The following is a 16421-nucleotide window of genomic DNA, read 5'->3' as shown; positions in this document are numbered from 1 at the left end:
CCCGCCGATCGCTCCGGGCTCAGTCCTGGATGCGTGCGAACGGCTGCTCGGCCTCCAGTAGGTAGGCCAGCTCGAGCAGGGTGCGCTCGTCACCGTGCGCGGCCGACAGGTGGATGCCGACCGGCAGGCCCTCGGGGGAGAGCCCTGCCGGCACCGAGATCGCCGGCGCGCCCGCCACGTTGTGGAGCGGCGTGAACGACACGTAGTTGGTGAGCCGCTCCATCAGGTCCTCGAACGGCTGGGCCGGGGTGAGGTGGCCGAGCCGCGGCGCGGTGTGCGCGAGCACGGGGGAGAGCACGACGTCGTACTCCGTGAGCCAACCGGCGTAGCGGCGCCGGACCTGGCGGAGCCGGACGAGGGCGGCCGGCGTGCGGTGCGCGGAGCGCCGATGCAGTGCCTTCAGGCCCAGGGTGAGGCCGTCGGCCCGGGTGGTGTCCCAAGACCGGTCGAGGTGGATCCGGCCGGTGGTCGTCACGAGGTCGGCGAGCATCGCCCAGTACTGCAGGAAGTCGGCGGCGAACTGCTCCCCGACCGGCACGGTCGCCGGCTCGATGGAGTGGCCCGCCTTCTCGAGGATCGACGCGGTGCGCTCGACGGCCGCCGTGGTCGCCTCGTCGATCGGGGCGCCCGTCGGGCTCTCCAGGAGTACGCCGACCCGCAGTCGCCGCTGCGCAGGACCGATCACCTGCCCGACCGCCGGCAGGCGCGGGTTGCGCTGGTGGCTCTCGGCCGCGGCGAAGAAGGCCGCGGTGTCGCGGACCGTGCGGGTGACGACGCCTTCGCCGATGATGTTGATCGGCAGGGTGCGGGTGTCCTCGCTGTCGATGAAGCGGCCGACGGTCGGCTTGAGGCCGACCAGGCCGGCGCAGGCTGCGGGGATACGGATCGAGCCGCCGCCGTCGTTGGCGTGGGCGATCGGCACGACGCCGGCGGCGACGAGCGCGGCGGACCCGCCGGAGGAGGCGCCGACGGAGTGGTCGGTGTGCCACGGGTTGTGGACCGGCTCGTCGACCATGTATTCGGTGCTGGCGTTGAAGCCGAACTCCGGCAGCCGTGACTTGCCGATGACGGTCACGCCCGTCGACAGGAGCTGCTGGGTGAAGCGGCCGTCCTTCTTGGCGGGAGCGCCGACGTAGGCGGTGCTCCCGTTCTGCGTGGGCAGGCCGGCCAGGGCGATGTTGTCCTTGATGTAGGCCGGCACGCCAGCCAGAGCGCCGCTCCCGGTGGGGGCGTGGCGGGGCTGGTCATAGGTCGCCACCACGGCGTTGAGCTCGGTGACCCGGCTCGCCCGCTCGGCTGCGGCGAGCGCGAGCTCGGCGGCGCTGACCTCGCCGGCAGCGACCTGGCGCGCCAGCTCGACGGCGTCGTGGTCGGCGAGGGCGTCGTCGGTGAAGGCGTGGACTCGGGTCATCGTGGCTCCTGCGGAAGTCTGGAAGAACTTCCAGAGACTGTAGAAGATCTTCCAGACCTTGTCTAGGATGAGGTCCCATGAGTGCTCGGCGTCACGGACCCAGTGCCCAAGCGCGCCGCGAGGCGCTGCTCCGGGCGACCGTCGAGGTGACCGCGGAGCAGGGCGTCGCGGGCGTGACCCACCGAGCGGTCACCGAGCGCGCCGGCCTGCCCCTGGCGACGGTCAGCTACTTCTTCTCCTCCATCGACGAGCTCGCGGGGGAGGCGCTGCGCACGTTCATGACCGAGGAGCGGGAGACGCAAGCGGCTCTGGCCGAGGGCCTGGTCGCCGCGGAGATGACGACCGACGAGGCCGGCCGCGCCTTCGCGCTCGCCGCTGCTCCACGGCTGCCGGAGACGCTGGCGCTGTTCGAGGCCTTGCTGCACGCGGCACGCCACGCAGAGCTCCGTGCGCCGGTGGCCGATGCGCTGGAGGCGGCTCGGTCGGTCGCGAGCGCAGGTCTCACGGCGCTCGGCACCCCCGATCCCGAGATGCTCGCCCCGGCGATGACCGCGCTGGCGCACGGCCTGGCACTCCACCGGCTCGCCGAGCCGGGTTGCATCGACGAGGAGGGCACCTACCGCGCGCTGCGCGCGCTGCTCCTCGGCCACCTTCTCGACAACGGCCACGAGGAGCTGGCCCTCGAGCTCGCCCGCGAGGCTCAGCCGAGCAGCGCGGCGACCTCGGCCGAGGAGTAGAACGGCTCGAGCCGGGCCCGCAGGATCCGCTCGAGGTCGCCGCTCTCGTCGAGGAGGCCGATGATGCCGGGTGCCGCCTTGACGACGTCGTCGCGCAGGTCGGCCTTGTCGATCTCGAGCTGCTCGAGGAGCTCGGCGCCGGTGTAACCGCCGAAGTGGTCGAAGAAGGCGTCGACGAGGACGCCGGCGAGCACGCGGGCGTGCTCGCTCTCGAGCGCGGCGGCAGCGAGCTCGTGAACCGCGTCGACGACCTCGCCGATCTCCTCCCGGCTCACGTGCCGGTCGAGGCCGGAGACGGGCTCGGCGGCCACGACGTCCCAGGCCTGCAGGATCGCGTCGCGGGTCGTCGGGTCCTGCATCGTCTCGGTGATGATCCGGCTCAGTCGCTTGACGGCGAAGGCGCCGCTCTTGCCGACGGTGTCGCCGAGGATTCCCTCGAACTGACGGTCGGCCGCGCCCACCACCTTCGAGGCGGCGCTGGTGCCGAAGGACATCAGCGTCCCGAGCCCGGGCACCTTGTCGGCCACGGCCTTGTTGGCCTGGAGGACCTCGCCGACGATCCGGCCCATGAAACGGGTCGCGACCGTGCCGATCAGCGGGCTGTCGGCGAGCTGGGTGAGCGCGCGGTCGAGGACCGGGCTCAGGGCGAGCAGCGCGTCGACCAGCTCGGCCACCCGGTCGCGGTCGACGAGCTCGCCGAGCGGGTAGGGCTGCTCGGGGCCGGCCTGGACGACGTCGAGGACGAGGTCGATGACGCCGGCGACGGCGGGGCTGCGCGGCACGGTCGTCAGCACCCGGCCGATGACGTCCTTGGCCAGCTCGCGGTCCACCAGGTCGGCGATCTGGTGCTTGCCGACGGCGTCGATGATCTCGTCGGCGATGGTCGCGGCGTTGTCGGTCAGCAGGTCGCCGCGCAGCTGGTTGAGGTGGAAGGCCACCTGGGCGTCGAGGAGCTGCTGGGCGAGTTTCGAGGGGGCGGGCACACAGGGGAGCGTATTGGTACGCGACCGTCGTGGCTGTAGCAGCGGTTGTGGCGTCGGTTACGCAGCCATCAGGGGGCGTGCTCGGCCAGGTAGGTCCGCGCGCTCACCCCGTGCCAGCGACGGAAGGCCTGGGAGAAGCTGGAGACCTCGACGTAGCCGAGGCGGTCGGCGATCTCGGCGACGGTCAGGCTGCGCGAGACGAGCAGCTCGGCGGCCAGCCCGGCCCGCACCTCGTCGGTGAGGATCCGCACCGACGTCTCCTCGGCCGCCAACCGGCGGCGCAGGGTGCGCTCGCTCAGGTTGAGGGCGGCGGCGACCTCGAGCACCGACGGTGGTCGGCGCAGCCGGGCGATGATCAGGTCGCGCACCTGGCCGGCCAGGCCCGCCCGCTGCTGGCGCCGGTCGAGCAGGTCGCGGCACTGCGCCTGGGCCAGCGCTGAGGTGTGCTCGTCGGCCTGGGGCAGCCGCTCGCCGAGCAGGCTCGGGTCGAAGACCACCGACGTGCGCTCGGCACCGAACTCCGGCTCCACCCCGAACGCCTCGGCGTAGCGCGCCGCGGTGCCCGGCGTGGGGTGGTGACTGAAGGTCACCTGTTTGAAGCGGGCGCCGCGCCCGACCACCTCCTCGAGGATCGTCTGTACGGCGGTCACGTCGCGCTGCACGATGAACCGCGCCACGTCGTCGGGCTCAGCCGGGTCGTGGAAGACCATGCGCAGGTCGCCGTCCTCGTCGACGTCGGCGTAGGGCGCGGTCAGGGCCGAGGTGAGGTCGATGAACCGCAGGCCCACGTCGACGGCCTCCTGCACGGTCGCCGCGCTCACGAGGGCGAAGCCCCAGATCCCGAAGGTCGTCAGGTGGTAGCGCCGGCCGGCGTCGAGGCCCCAGGTGGTGCCCGGAGGAGCGGCGGCGACCAGGTTGCGGATCACCTGCTGCTCGGCGGCCGTCGTGGACTCGCTCCGCCCTGACTCCAGGTCGTCCATCCCGAGCCGCGCACCGGTGAGCACCTCGTCGGCGGTCAACCCGTGCTCGACGCCCAGCCGGACCAGCAGCAACGTGCCCATCGCCGGTCGCGGCGAGTCCGGATCAGGGAGGTACGGGCCCTCGTCGACGGTCACGTGGCCGAATCTAGTAACTCTGTGGCCATTGGTCACCTGTGGGACACCGTGTCCCGGGTTCTACGTTCGCGACGTGCCCCGTCTCTACCTCGCCTCGGTCCGCGACCTCGTCGTCACCGTCCTGAGTCGCCGGCAATCGCCCCGCGCGCTCGGCTGACCCCCTATCGTCTCCGAGGTGAGCGCCCTCTCTCCCTCCAAGGCGATCGATCGGATCCGCGCGTCCTTCGGGCGACCCGCTGAGCACGACTCGAACCATCGCTCCCTCCATGCCAAGGGGGCCTTCTACTCGGGCACCTTCACCGCGAGCGCGCGTTCGAAGGAGCTGAGCCGCGCCGGACACCTCCAGGGCGACGCGGTGCCGGTCGTGCTGCGCTGGTCCAACGGCGGCGGCAACCCGCGGGTGCCCGACAAGGCGCCCGACGTGCGGGGCATGTCGGTGTCGTTCAAGCTCGCCGACGGCACCTCCACCGACATCCTCGGCCAGACGGCACCGCGCTTCGTCGTACGTTCGCCGGAGGCCTTCGTCGAGTTCACCGAGGCCGCGCGCAATCCCAAGAAGATGCCCGCGTTCCTGCTGCGGCACCGCGACGCCGTCGTACCGCTGCTGGCCAACGGCAAGGCCGGCGCGCTCGCCTCGCCGAAGTCCTACGCCGTCGCGACCTACTACGCGGTCCACGCCTACAAGTGGGTCGCCGCCGACGGCAAGGAGAGCTGGGTGCGCTACACGCTGCGCCCGGCCTCGTCCACGGAGCCGGCCGGCACCTTCGCAGGCAAGGACCGGCTCTTCGAGGAGATCACGGCTCGGCTCGGCGCCGGCCCGGTGACCTTCACCCTCGAGGTCCAGGTCGCGGCCGAGGGCGACGACCCGCACGACCCGATGTCGGTGTGGAAGTCCAAGGACGTCTTCGACGCCGGCACCTTCACCTTCACGTCCGTGGCCGAGGACCCTGAGGCCGACGGGGGCGTCGTGGTCTTCGACCCGACCCGCATCGTCGACGGCATCGAGCTGTCCGAGGACCCGATCCTGCTCTACCGGCCCAAGGCCTACTCGGAGTCGGTCAAGCGCCGGATGGGCTGACCCGCTCCTCGTTTCTCAGCAGGAACCGGGAGACCTCCGGGCCGAGCGTGTCGGCGGAGGTCACCAGCCCGAGGTGCCCGTCGTCGTAGACGCGGAGCCGCGCGCGCGGGATGAGCCGCTGCATGATCCGCGCGTTGACCAGCGGGATGATCGGGTCGTCGAGCCCGGCCAGCACCAGCGTCTCCTGGCGGAGGAAGGGCAGCGCCGGGAGGCTGGACCAGCCGGCGCCCGCGAGCAGCTGCAGCAGGTAGCCGCGGCGCGAGCCGACGCGTGAGCGGTCGTGCATCAGCTCCCGGACCCGCGCCGGGTCCTCGCGGAGGCGGCCGCCGTACAGCTCAGCAGCCACCCGTACGGCGTAGTCCGGGTCGCGGTAGCGCTTGGGCGTCACCATCTTGCGCAGCACCCGGGGCGAGGCCGGCACCATGAGCGAGCCGGTCGCTGTGCTCACCAGGACCAGGCGCCGGCAGCGCCGCGGGTTGTGGAAGGCGAGCTGTTGCGCGAGTCCGCCGCCCCACGAGATGCCCAGGACGTCGTACGTGTCGTGGCCGAGGCGGTCGAGCAGCTTGCCGACGAACCAGGCGAGGGCGGCGAAGTTGTAGGGCACCAGCGGGTCCGGTGAACCGCCGACCCCGGGCACGTCGAACGAGATCACCTCGATGCGCGGGTCGACCTCGTCGACGAAGGGCTGCAGCAGGTCGAGGCTGGCGCCGATCCCGTTGCACAGCAGCAACGGGATCCCGGGCTCGGTGCCCGGTTCTCGAACGGCGGGCCGGACCGAGACCCGGACGTCGTGGCCGACGACGCGGACCTGCCGCACCTGGGGGCTCGCAGCGGTCGTCACTTGTCGAACACGTAGGTGCCAGGGGCCTCGGCGAGGACCGGGTGGGTGAGCGTGCCGAGCTCCTTGGGGGCCGGGACGAGCTCGCCGCAGCGCTCGTCGAGCCAGGCCGCGACGTCGGGCCACCAGCTGCCCTGGTGGGTCTCGGCTCCCTTGAGCCAGGCCTTCGGGTCGCTGGTCGGGTCGTCATTGGAGTGGAAGGTCGCCTTCGGGTTGCCCGGCGGGTTGACCAGGGCGGCGATGTGGCCACTCGTCGAGAGCACGAAGCGGGTCGTGCCGCCGAAGAGGCTCGTCGTCTTGAAGCAGGCCTCCCACGGCGTGATGTGGTCGGCGATCCCGGCCGCGACGTAGGAGTCGACGGTGATCTTGCCGAGGTCGATCGGTACGCCGAGGACGGTGATCGCGCCCGCACGGGTCAGCGAGTTGCCGACCGCCATGTCGACGAAATCGGCGTGCAGACCGGCGGTCATCCGCGTGGTGTCGGCGTTCCAGAAGAGGATGTCGAAGGCCGGGGGCCGCTTGCCGAGGAGGTAGTTGTTGACCCAGTAGTTCCAGATCAGGTCGCCGGGTCGCAGCCAGGCGAAGACCTCGGCGAGCGAGCGGCCGTCGAGATAGCCCTTGCGGGCCGACCGCTGCTTGGCCAGGGTCGCCAGGCGCGGGTCGGTGATCGCCGAGACCGTGCCGGCGTCGTGGTTGTCGATGACGGTCACGGCCAGGCACACTGCCGCGAGCCGGTCCTCGCGACCGATGCCCGCGAGGTAGGCCGCCGTCATGCTGGCGAGGATGCCGCCCGAGCAGATGCCGGCGAGGACCGTCCGGTCGGTGCCGGTCACCTCCTCGACAGCGGCGAGCGCGTCCAGGATCGCGCCGACGTAGGTGTCGAAGTCCCAGCCCGCGTGCCGGGCGTCGGGGTTGCGCCAGGAGATGACGAACATCTGGCGACCCTGCCGCACGCTGAACTCCACCAGGCTCCGCTCCGGCGCCAGGTCGATCGCGTAGAACTTGTTGATTGTGGGCGGCACGATCAGCACCGGCACCTCGTAGACCTCGTCGGCCTGCGGTGCGTACTGGATCAGCTCGAGCAGCTCGTTGCGGAAGACGACGGCGCCGGGCGTCGCCGCGACGTTGGAGCCCAGCTCGAAGCCGCTGGCGTCGACCATCTCCGGCACGCGCGGTGAGGCCGCGAGGTCCTTCACCAGCTGGGTGCCGCCCCGGACCAGGCTGAGCCCGGCGGTGTCGATGACCGCCTTGGCCGACGCCGGGTTCACCAGCGGCACGTTGCTCGGGGAGAACGCCTCGACGAGGTTCTCGAGCAGGAAGCGGACCCGCTTGCGGTCGCGCGGGTCGAGCTCGGCATCAGCCACCAGTTGCTCGACCGTCCGGCCGCCGGCGAGGTAGAGCTGCACCAGGCGCTTGAGCAACGGGTTGTCGGTCCAGCCGTCGTCGGCGAACCGACGGTCACCGCGTCGGGGCTCGAGGGTCGAGCTCCCGGCGACGATCCGTCCGGCCTCGGCGCCCAGGTCGGTGAGCCGCCGCGCGGTCTGCCGCGGCTTGCGGGCCAGCGACACCGCCCACTTGGCCGTGGACAGGTCGGGGAGGAAGCGGCGGACCGGGCCGAGGGCAGCGTCCACGAGGAGGGAGTCGAGCGGTGCGGCGAGCTGGGCGGGGTTCATACCCCTACGGTCGCCGCTGACGGGGCTCGCGGGCATCGGCCAGCGGCACCGAACTGCGTGGTCCCTGGCTGTGCGCGCGCACAAATGCCGCTACCTTCGGCGCATGGCTGCTGCTGAGGTCGCACCCGAGGTCCGTGAGCTGAGCCGGGCGCTCCTTCCCGATAGTGACGCGCTCGGAGCGCGGATGGCCGAACGCGTCGCGGCGGCGGTGCCGTCGTACGCTCGGGAGCAGTTCATCACCCGCGACGAGCTCATCGCTTCGTGCGCGAGCAACATGCGCTACGTGCTCGGACAGCTCTCGGGGGAGCCGGGAGCCAACGCCGAGGGGCCGCGGACGACCGGGATCTCGCGCGCCGAGCAGGGCGTGCCCTACGCCGCCGTGCTCGAGGCGTTTCGCGTGGGCGGGCGCTTCATCTGGGAGGTGCTGGTGGAGAAGGCGTCGTCGGACTCCCGCGACGTCCTGCTGCTCGCCGCCGCCGACATCTGGGCCGTCAGCGACGACCTCGCGGCGCAGGTGACCGATGCCTACCGGTCCTCGCTCGCCGACCAAGCCCGCCGCGACGGCCAGCGCCGCGCGGTGCTCGTCGGCACCATCCTCGACGGCGACTTCGAGCGGGCCGAGGAGCTGTGGCAGTCGGCCGGGGCCTTGAACCTGCAGGGCGACGGCGCTTACGTCGTCGTGTCGGCTGAGTGCGAGTCGGCGGGCGCGGAAGGACTGAACGACATCGAGCGCGTGCTGCGCAAGCACAACGTCGCCTCGGCCTGGCGCCTCGACCACGACCGGCAGGACGGCCTGGTCGCGCTCCGCTTCGGCTTCGACGTCGACCGACTGGTCGAGTCGCTCGCCGCGGCCGCGACCGGCCGCGTCGGCGTCAGCGCGCCCTTCGAGCGGATCACCGGTGCGGACGGCGCGCTCCGCGCCGCGCGGACCGCCTGCCTCGCCGCGACCCCGGCCAGCACCGAGGTCGTCCGCTTCGACGACCGACCCCTCCCTGTCCTCGTCGCCACCGCGCCCGAGCAGGCGCGATCCCTGGCGATCACCGTGCTCGGCGGCGTGCTCGACCTGCCGGCCGAGGACCGTCGGCTGCTGGTGCAGACCGCCCGGGTCTGGCTCGACGCCGCCGGTTCCAGCTCGGCCGCCGCGCGCGACCTGCACGTCCACCGCAACACCGTGCGCTACCGGCTGCGCCGGCTCGAGGAGCTGAGCGGGCGCGACCTGGCCCACCCGGTGCAGGCCGCCGAGGTCCACGTCGCGCTGGAGTGCGCCCGGATCCTCGACCTCGTCTGATCGGTCGGCGACTCAGCCTGCGAAGAGCTTGCGGACGAAGGGCAGTGTGTCGGGGAGCGAGGCCTTCATCGTGCCGCTGTGCGTCGTCGGATAGGTCTTCCAGGTCAGCGGCTGGTGGTTGCGCCGCAGTGCGGACACGTAGGGCTGGGTGAGCACCAGCGGCACGTCGGTGTCCAGCAGGCCGTGGCCCATGAAGAAGGGTCGGTCGAAACCGGACTCCGGCATCGCGAGGTAGTCGAAGAGCGCGTCCCGGAAGCCGGGGAGCGAGCTGAGGCGCTTGCTGAAGAACGTGCCGATCGGCGCTGCGGCGGTCCTGGTGATCATCCCGGCGAGGCATTCGGTCTCGGCCAGGGCGAGGTAGCGCTCGCCCGCGGGCGTCAGCAGGCTGTCGACGTCGACCTCGGGGTGCGCCCAGCGGAAGCCGGCCAGGATGTAGATGACGTAGGCGTTGAGGGCGCCCGGCAGCGGGACGGGCGGCACGTTGGCGCCGATGCGCTGCACCAGCCGCTCGATCCGGGCCGGGGTGCCGGTCGCGACGGCGCCGCGGAAGTCCAGAGCCGCGCCGCCGTCCTCGGTCGCGTAGCGCGCAGCCTGGATGGCGGCGCCCGCGCCCTGTGACTGCCCGATCACGACCCACTCGTCGTCGAGGCGTGCCTGCGGCGGGAGCCCGGCCGCTGTCGAGCGGGCGGCGAGCACGAGGTCGGTGATGTTGGCCGCGGTGGATCGCCCGTCGAGGTAGGCCATCAGTCCCGGGGTGCCGAGTCCGGCGTAGTCACTGGCGAGGACGGCATGGCCCTCGTGCATCCAGGTGGCGAGGTAGGTGGCGTCGCGATCGCTGCGAGGATGCGCCGAGGGCGCGCACTCGTCGCCGAGGCCGACGGTCCCGTGGGCCCAGGCGACGACCGGCCACCCGTCGGCGGGCGGGTCTCCCTGCGGGACGAAGAGGGCGCCGGTGCTGAGCGCCGACTGCCCGTGGGCGTCGACGGTCCGATAGGTCAGGCGATAGGCCGAACCGGTGGCGTCGGGGATCCAGAGCGACTCGTCCAGAGGCTCGACGGCGACCACGTCGCCTGCCGTGTCGAGGGTCGTCGCGACTTGTAACGCCTGGGCGTCGCGAGCCGTCGTGGTGACCACAGTCAGCGCGAGGCAGAGCGCGAGCGCTGAGGGAAGGGTGCGGCGGGTGCGGAGCGGGAGCATGGCGGACCTCAGGTCTTGTACGAGTGTGCAAGTCGCAGTATCGCCAGCGGTTGTACAGTTGTGCAAGTGAGGGAGATGCGATGACGGTGGATCCGGCGATCCGGTCGCGCCGTGACGAGCTGCTCGACGCGGCCGTCGAGCACGTGGTCGAGCACGGCTACGCCGACCTCTCCTTCCGGACGTTGGCCGCCGGCCTCGGGGTGGCACACAACTCACTGACCCACCACTTCGGCACCCGGGCACAGCTGATCGACGCCATCGCGCGGCGGATGCGGGAGCAGACGCAGGCCGCCCTTGCCATCGACGATCCCGAGCTGACCCCTGCCGGACTGCTCCGGGCCTACTGGGCCCAGGCGACGGCATCGGACCGGCTGAGCCTGTGGATCTCCTTCTTCGAGTTCTACGCGCGTGCTCTCCGTGACCAGCAGACCCACGCCGACTACCTCGGCGAGGTCACCGCAGCGTGGATCCGGCCGATCGCGGCGCGCGCCGAGGCTGCCGGTCTGGACGTCGATCGCGCGCTCTCCCTGGCCACGCTGGTGACCGGCGCCGTGCGTGGCTTGCTGCTCGATCGCCTTGCCGCCTCCGACCCGGCGCGGGTCGACGCGGCGTTCGAGCTGCTCGTCGATTCGCTCGAGGCGATCGCCCTGAGCGTTCCCGCGACTACGTGACGTCCGCCGCCAACGCGCGCTTGAGGATCTTCCCCGTCGGGTTGCGGGGGATCTCCTCCACGAACACGACGTCGCGCGGCACCTTGTAGCGCGCGAGGTTCGCCTTGACGAAGTCCTGGAGTGCGGGAGCGTCGACGGCCTCCCGGACGACCACGAACGCGCGCAGCCGCTGGCCGAAGTCGGGGTCGTCGACGCCGATCACCGCCGCGTCGGTCACGGCCGGATGGGTCAGGAGGAGGCCTTCGACCTCGGCGGGGAAGACGTTCTCGCCGCCCGACACGATCATGTCGTCGTCGCGGCCATCGATGTGGAGCCGCCCCTGCTCGTCGAAGTGGCCGACGTCGCCGGTGCTCAGCAGGCCGTCGATGACCTCCTTGCCGCCGCCACCGGTGTAGCCCTCGAACGGCGTGGTGGTGCCCACGAAGATGCGGCCCCGCTCGCCCTTCGCGGCCGGGTGGCCGGCGTCGTCGTAGAGCCGGACGCGGGAGCCCAACGCGGCGCGACCGACGCTCGTCGGCGCGGCCCGCAGGTCTGCGGGGGTGGCCAGCGTCGCGACGGAGACCTCCGTCGACCCGTAGAGGTTGTAGATCACCTCGCCCATCAGGTCCATCGTCCGCAGGGCGACATCGGCCGGGAGTTGTGAGCCGGCGCAGAAGGCGACGCTGAGGCTGGAGAGGTCGCGCCGGCGTACGTCCTCCTCGCCGAGGGCGAGGACCCGCTGCAGCATCACCGGCACCACACAGACGGTCGTCGCCCGGTGCTGCTCGACGTCGTCGAGGAACTGCGCAGCGTCGAACTCACGGCGCAGCACGAGCGTCGAGCCCAGTCCGACGGAGAGCAGGGCGAGGATCAGCCCGGTTCCGTGGAAGAGCGGCGGTCCGATCACCGTGACGCCCTCGGACCGCATCGGCATCCGGTCGAGCAGTGCCCCCGGCAGGATGAAGCCGCGCGGCTCCGGGCGCGGTGCGCCCTTGGGCGTGCCGGTCGTGCCGCTGGTGAGGAGGATGATCCGCCCGGGCTTGGCGGGAGCGGGCGGGAGGGTCGGCTCGGCGGTCGCAAGGAGCGCGTCCAGGTCGTCGGTCGGCGCGTCGATCGCACAGACGATGCGCCCGTACGGCGGCGCGACGCCTGCCACCACCTCAGTGAGGTCGGCGTCGTGGATCAGCAGGTCGACGCCCTCCCGCGCGCTGACCTCCTCGGCCTGCGGACGCGAGAAGGCGGTGTTGAGCCAGACGACGTTGAGCCCGGCGCGGGACGCGGCGAACGCGGTCAGCAGCGGCTGGCGGTGGTTACGGCACAGCACGCCGACCGTGGCGCCGGGCTCGAGGCCGAGGCCCCGCAGCGCGTTGGCCAGCCGGTTGACGCTGTCCTCGAGCTCGCCGAAGGTGATCGACCCGCGCTCGTCGATGATCGCCGCGCGGTCCGGGTGGCGCAGCGCGGCGATACGGACGGCCGACCCGAACGGGCCGTAGTCACCCATCGCTCGCATTACCGCGAGCAGTCGAGCAGGGTGGTCGAGCCGGACCATGCCGGCACGGGTCAGCGCCGCCAGCGCCTGTCCCTCCAACGCAATCCGTCGAGCCAGCTCGGCGCTGCGTTTCATGGATCCTCCGTCGTCGTCGCAAAGTGCGGAGCAAACCTAGGACCTGCGGCGGCGAGACGGAATGACGCAAACGGTCCGGTCGGGTTGACCGGACCGCTCGTCGTTTCAGATGGCTCCGTCGGCGGAGATGGACGTCGCTGTCGTCCTTTCCTGGATCTGGTGGGATGGCCCGGTGATGCGACTACTCCGCGAAGCGCGGCCCGCCATCGGGACCTTCGTCGATGTCGCGGCGGGAAGGATCCACGTCCGCGACGACGGGCCGACCGACGGTCCGGTCATCGTGTTGGTGCACGGGTTCGCCGGGTCGCTGCACTGGTTCGACCTGTTGGTGCCGTTGCTGAGCACCCACTACCGGGTCATCCGGCCCGACCTCCTCGGGTGCGGCTGCTCGCCACGCGACGGCGGCGAGTTCGATGACGCTGCCCAGACCTCGATGGTGCTGTCGGTGCTCGACGCGCTCGGTGTCGAGGACTTCGTGGCGGTCGGCCACTCCTTCGGCGCCGATGTCGCGATCGGCCTGGCCGAGCGCTCGGGCCGGGCCAGCGCCGTGGTGGTCGTCGGCCAAGCACCGGACTACTCGACGGCGACCTTCCCGCCGGGTCATCAGCTCGGCGCCAACGTGCTCGTGGCTCGCAGCCTCCAGTCGCTCTCGCGCCTCAGCCCGCCCCGTCGCGGAGGCGTCGGCTTCGCTCCCAGGTTCCGGCCCGATCGGGCCTTCGGCAACCCGGCGCAGGCCGGTGCCGACCTCCGCGCCGCCGACCCGAGGACGTTCGGCACGGTGTTGTCGCAGCGTCGTCGAGCGCTCGAGGTCCGGCCCCTGGACCAGCGCCTGCGCGACCTCGACCTGCCCGCGATGGTGATCCTCGGCGGGCGCGACCAGTTCTACCCGCTGGCGCCGACCCGGGCGCGTTACGACGCCGTACCCGGCGTGCGCGTCGAGGTGATCGCAGAGAGCGGTCACAGTCCCAACGTGGAGACGCCCGAGACGATGGCCGGGCTGCTGCTCGACTTCCTCCAGGCCTAGGTTGGTCCCATGTCGGTCCTGATGTCGCGCCGTGACCTGGAGTTCCTCCTCTACGAGTGGCTCGACGTCGAGCAGCTGACCTTGCGTGAGCGCTACACCGACCACTCGCGCGACACCTTCGACGCGGCGCTCGAGCTCGCCGCGAGCATCGCGACGGAGCACTTCGCCCCGCACAACAAGCTGGCCGACGCCAACGAGCCGACGTTCGACGGGGAGCGGGTGCACCTGATCCCGGAGGTCGCCAAGGCGCTTGACGTCTACTGGGGCTCGGGACTGATGACTGCGACCATGGACGAGGCGGTCGGTGGCGGGCAGCTGCCGCACGTGGTCGCGAGCGCGCTCATGTCGTGGTTCCAGGCAGCCAACGTCGGTACGTCGGGCTACCCGTTCCTCACGATGGCCAACGCCAACCTGCTCCTTGCGCACGGATCGCCGGAGCAGGTCGAGACCTGGGTCCGGCCGATGTTGGAGGGGCGCTACTTCGGCACGATGTGCCTCTCCGAGCCCGGTGCGGGTTCCTCGCTCGCCGACGTCGCCACCCGGGCCGAACCGCAGCCCGACGGGACCTATCGGCTGTTCGGCAACAAGATGTGGATCTCCGGCGGCGAGCACGACCTCTCCGACAACATCGTGCACCTCGTCCTCGCCCGGGTCTCCGGGGCGCCGGAGGGTGTGAAGGGTCTGAGCCTCTTCATCGTGCCGAAGGTGCTCGCCGACGGCACGCGCAACGACGTCACCCTGGCCGGGCTCAACCACAAGATGGGCTACCGCGGCACGGTCAACACGCTGCTCAACTTCGGCGAGAAGAGCGGAGCGGTCGGCGACCTCGTGGGGGAGGAGGGCCGCGGCCTCGCCTGCATGTTCCACATGATGAACGAGGCCCGGATCGGTGTCGGGCTCGGCGCGGTTGCGCTCGGCTACACGGGCTACCTGAAGTCGCTGCAGTACGCCAAGGAACGCGTCCAGGGCAGGCCGGCGGGATCAGCGGATCCGGTCGCGATCGTCGAGCACGCTGACGTGAAGCGGATGCTGCTGGCGCAGAAGTCCTACGTCGAGGGCGCTCTCGCGCTGCTGCTCTTCTGCAGCCGCTTGGTCGACGAGGAGAAGACCGCCGACACCCCGGAGGCGCGCGATGCCGCGCACCTGCTGCTCGACGTACTGACCCCGATCGCGAAGAGCTGGCCGTCGCAATGGTGCCTGGCTGCCAACGACCTGGCGATCCAGGTGCACGGCGGCTACGGCTACACCCGCGACTACGACGTCGAGCAGCACTACCGCGACAACCGGCTCAACCCGATCCACGAGGGCACCCACGGCATCCAGGGCCAGGACCTGCTGGGACGCAAGGTGATCATGCAGGGCGGTGCCGGTCTGATGGCGCTCGTCGCTGCGATCGAGCAGACCCTGGCCCGCGCCGACGATCACGAGCACGCCGTGGCGTTGCGGGCCACGGTCGAGCGCATCGTCGAGGTGACCCAGGCGATCTGGGCACCGGCCGACCCCGCGCTCGGGCTGGCCAACGCCTCGCTCTACCTCGAGGCGGTCGGCCACGCGGTCATCGCCTGGATGTGGCTCGAGCAGGTCCTCGCGGCCGAGGGCAAGGTCGGCGACTTCTACGACGGCAAGCGGGCCGCGTCGTCGTACTTCTTCCGCTACGAGCTGCCGCGCACAGGTCCACAGCTGGACCTGCTCGCGGCTCTCGACCGCACGACCCTCGACACGTGGGCCGAGTGGCTCTGACGTTTCGGCACGCGCCCGCCTACCGGTCGGGATAGAACGGCGAAAAGCTGCCGTCCTGGAGCCGCTCCCGCGCCTCCGGGTCGACCGCCGGCAGTTCGCCCGTGCGATCGAGGTGATCGACGTAAGCCTGCATCGAGGCCCGCACCCGCTCCTCGCCGAACATGGAGATCAGTCCCGACTTCTCGTTCTGGAGTCCGGCCTCGAGCTTGTCCGATGCGCCCTCGAGGACGGCGTTCTTGATGACAGCGACTGCAGGCTTGAACCTGGTCGCCATCCGAGCGGCGACATCGAGAACGTTCTCGAGGAACTCGTCCTCGGGGAAGACCCCGGTAACGAGCCCGATCTGCAGGGCTTCCTCGGCGCTCACCGGTCGGCCCGAGAGCATGATCTCCAGCGCCGCCGCCCGCCCGATCAGGCGCGCCATCCGCTGCGTCCCGCCACCGCCCGGCGGGAAGCCGAGCAGGATCTCCGGCTGGGCGAGCTCACCACCTTCAGTGACGAACCGCAGGTCGCAGGCGAGGGCGAGCTCCATGCCTCCACCTGCGGTGCTCTTGTTGATCGCGGCGATGTAGACCACCCCGCTGCGACCCATCCGCAGCAACACGTTGTGGAAGCGCTGCAAGTCGACCAAGCCGCCGGCCGGTGTATGCCCGAGCAGTCGTTCACCACCCGGCACCGCCGAGGTGCGGGCCGCCACCTTGAGCGCGACCCCCGCCTGGGCCTTGGTCAGGGAAGGAGACGCCTTGGCGCTGGCGAGCAGTTCGCCGACGTCGTAGTGAGCGAGGAAACGGTCGGGGTGCGCGCCGGTCAGGACGACGGCGCCGACGGAGTCGTCCTTGTCGACCGAGCTCACCAGGTCATCGAGCTCGGCGACCATCTGCGCCGTCATCAGCGCATGGGGCGGGTTGTCCAGTCGGGCGACGACGACCCGTCCGGCCTGCTCGGTAGTGATCTGTCGTGCCATGGGGACCTCCTGAGACGTGCCGCGAGCCTCGCGAAGCGGTCAGCATCACAGATCCTCACCCCGAGACGGCGACGCGTCCGAGCTCGGAGGTCGTAGCGT

General features: G+C 71.4%; 14 protein-coding genes. 6 read left to right on the top strand and 8 right to left on the bottom strand.

Features of this window, described 5'->3' with window-relative positions; genetic code table 11:
- Positions 1-19 precede the first annotated feature (19 nt).
- Entirely contained in the window at positions 20-1411 is a 1392-nt protein-coding gene (locus F0U44_RS00985) for an amidase (RefSeq protein WP_149726409.1), read from the bottom strand.
- A 77-nt stretch (positions 1412-1488) separates the two neighbouring features.
- On the opposite strand from F0U44_RS00985, the gene F0U44_RS00980 reads away from it, so the two are divergent.
- On the top strand, positions 1489-2148 hold the full coding sequence (locus F0U44_RS00980) for a TetR/AcrR family transcriptional regulator (RefSeq protein WP_149726408.1): 660 nt from the start codon (positions 1489-1491) through the stop codon (positions 2146-2148).
- On the opposite strand, the gene F0U44_RS00975 is transcribed toward F0U44_RS00980, so the two are convergent.
- Positions 2112-3131 (bottom strand): hypothetical protein, encoded by a 1020-nt coding sequence (locus F0U44_RS00975; protein WP_149726407.1) that lies wholly within the window; start codon positions 3129-3131, stop codon positions 2112-2114. The genes F0U44_RS00980 and F0U44_RS00975 overlap by 37 nt on opposite strands.
- A gap of 68 nt (positions 3132-3199) precedes the next feature.
- A complete protein-coding gene (locus F0U44_RS00970; RefSeq protein WP_223163538.1) occupies positions 3200-4246 on the bottom strand; it encodes an AraC family transcriptional regulator in 1047 nt (348 codons plus the stop codon).
- Positions 4247-4421: 175 nt separating this feature from the next.
- Between F0U44_RS00970 and F0U44_RS00965 the strand changes: the two genes are divergently transcribed.
- Positions 4422-5324 (top strand): catalase, encoded by a 903-nt coding sequence (locus F0U44_RS00965; protein WP_188113251.1) that lies wholly within the window; start codon positions 4422-4424, stop codon positions 5322-5324.
- Here F0U44_RS00965 and phaZ read toward each other — a convergent pair.
- Together phaZ and F0U44_RS00955 are read right to left on the bottom strand one after the other, a co-directional pair.
- On the bottom strand, positions 5305-6165 hold the full coding sequence (gene phaZ, locus F0U44_RS00960; RefSeq protein ID WP_149726405.1) for a poly(3-hydroxyalkanoate) depolymerase: 861 nt from the start codon (positions 6163-6165) through the stop codon (positions 5305-5307). The two genes, F0U44_RS00965 and phaZ, sit on opposite strands and share 20 nt — an antisense overlap.
- Positions 6162-7835, bottom strand: a complete 1674-nt coding sequence (locus F0U44_RS00955; protein ID WP_149726404.1) for a PHA/PHB synthase family protein — start codon at positions 7833-7835, stop codon at positions 6162-6164. Before F0U44_RS00955 ends, phaZ begins: the two co-directional genes overlap by 4 nt.
- A 103-nt stretch (positions 7836-7938) precedes the next feature.
- Here F0U44_RS00955 and F0U44_RS00950 point away from each other — a divergent pair, with 103 nt between their 5' ends.
- Positions 7939-9123: a PucR family transcriptional regulator gene (locus F0U44_RS00950; RefSeq protein WP_149726403.1), complete on the top strand. Its 1185-nt coding sequence runs from the start codon at positions 7939-7941 to the stop codon at positions 9121-9123.
- Positions 9124-9135: 12 nt separating this feature from the next.
- Here the strand turns inward: F0U44_RS00950 and F0U44_RS00945 are convergent, their stop codons facing one another.
- Positions 9136-10320 (bottom strand): lipase family protein, encoded by a 1185-nt coding sequence (locus tag F0U44_RS00945; protein WP_149726402.1) that lies wholly within the window; start codon positions 10318-10320, stop codon positions 9136-9138.
- Positions 10321-10400: 80 nt separating this feature from the next.
- On the opposite strand from F0U44_RS00945, the gene F0U44_RS00940 reads away from it, so the two are divergent.
- Positions 10401-10991: a TetR/AcrR family transcriptional regulator gene (locus F0U44_RS00940; protein ID WP_149726401.1), complete on the top strand. Its 591-nt coding sequence runs from the start codon at positions 10401-10403 to the stop codon at positions 10989-10991.
- On the opposite strand, the gene F0U44_RS00935 is transcribed toward F0U44_RS00940, so the two are convergent.
- Entirely contained in the window at positions 10984-12594 is a 1611-nt protein-coding gene (locus F0U44_RS00935) for an AMP-binding protein (RefSeq protein ID WP_149726400.1), read from the bottom strand. The two genes, F0U44_RS00940 and F0U44_RS00935, sit on opposite strands and share 8 nt — an antisense overlap.
- A gap of 127 nt (positions 12595-12721) precedes the next feature.
- On the opposite strand from F0U44_RS00935, the gene F0U44_RS00930 reads away from it, so the two are divergent.
- Both F0U44_RS00930 and F0U44_RS00925 read left to right on the top strand, forming a co-directional pair.
- Positions 12722-13618, top strand: coding sequence for an alpha/beta fold hydrolase (locus F0U44_RS00930; RefSeq protein ID WP_223163537.1), 897 nt, complete (start codon positions 12722-12724; stop codon positions 13616-13618).
- Positions 13619-13627: 9 nt separating this feature from the next.
- Positions 13628-15358: an acyl-CoA dehydrogenase gene (locus F0U44_RS00925; RefSeq protein WP_149726399.1), complete on the top strand. Its 1731-nt coding sequence runs from the start codon at positions 13628-13630 to the stop codon at positions 15356-15358.
- Between the two features lie 19 nt (positions 15359-15377).
- On the opposite strand, the gene F0U44_RS00920 is transcribed toward F0U44_RS00925, so the two are convergent.
- Positions 15378-16322, bottom strand: coding sequence for an enoyl-CoA hydratase/isomerase family protein (locus tag F0U44_RS00920; RefSeq protein ID WP_149726398.1), 945 nt, complete (start codon positions 16320-16322; stop codon positions 15378-15380).
- Positions 16323-16421 lie beyond the last annotated feature (99 nt).

Origin of the sequence: Nocardioides humilatus, assembly GCF_008373755.1 — a bacterium.
Taxonomy (GTDB): domain Bacteria; phylum Actinomycetota; class Actinomycetes; order Propionibacteriales; family Nocardioidaceae; genus Nocardioides; species Nocardioides humilatus.
The sequence above is the reverse complement of the archived record's forward strand: the minus strand, read 5'-3'. Positions and strand labels throughout refer to the sequence as shown.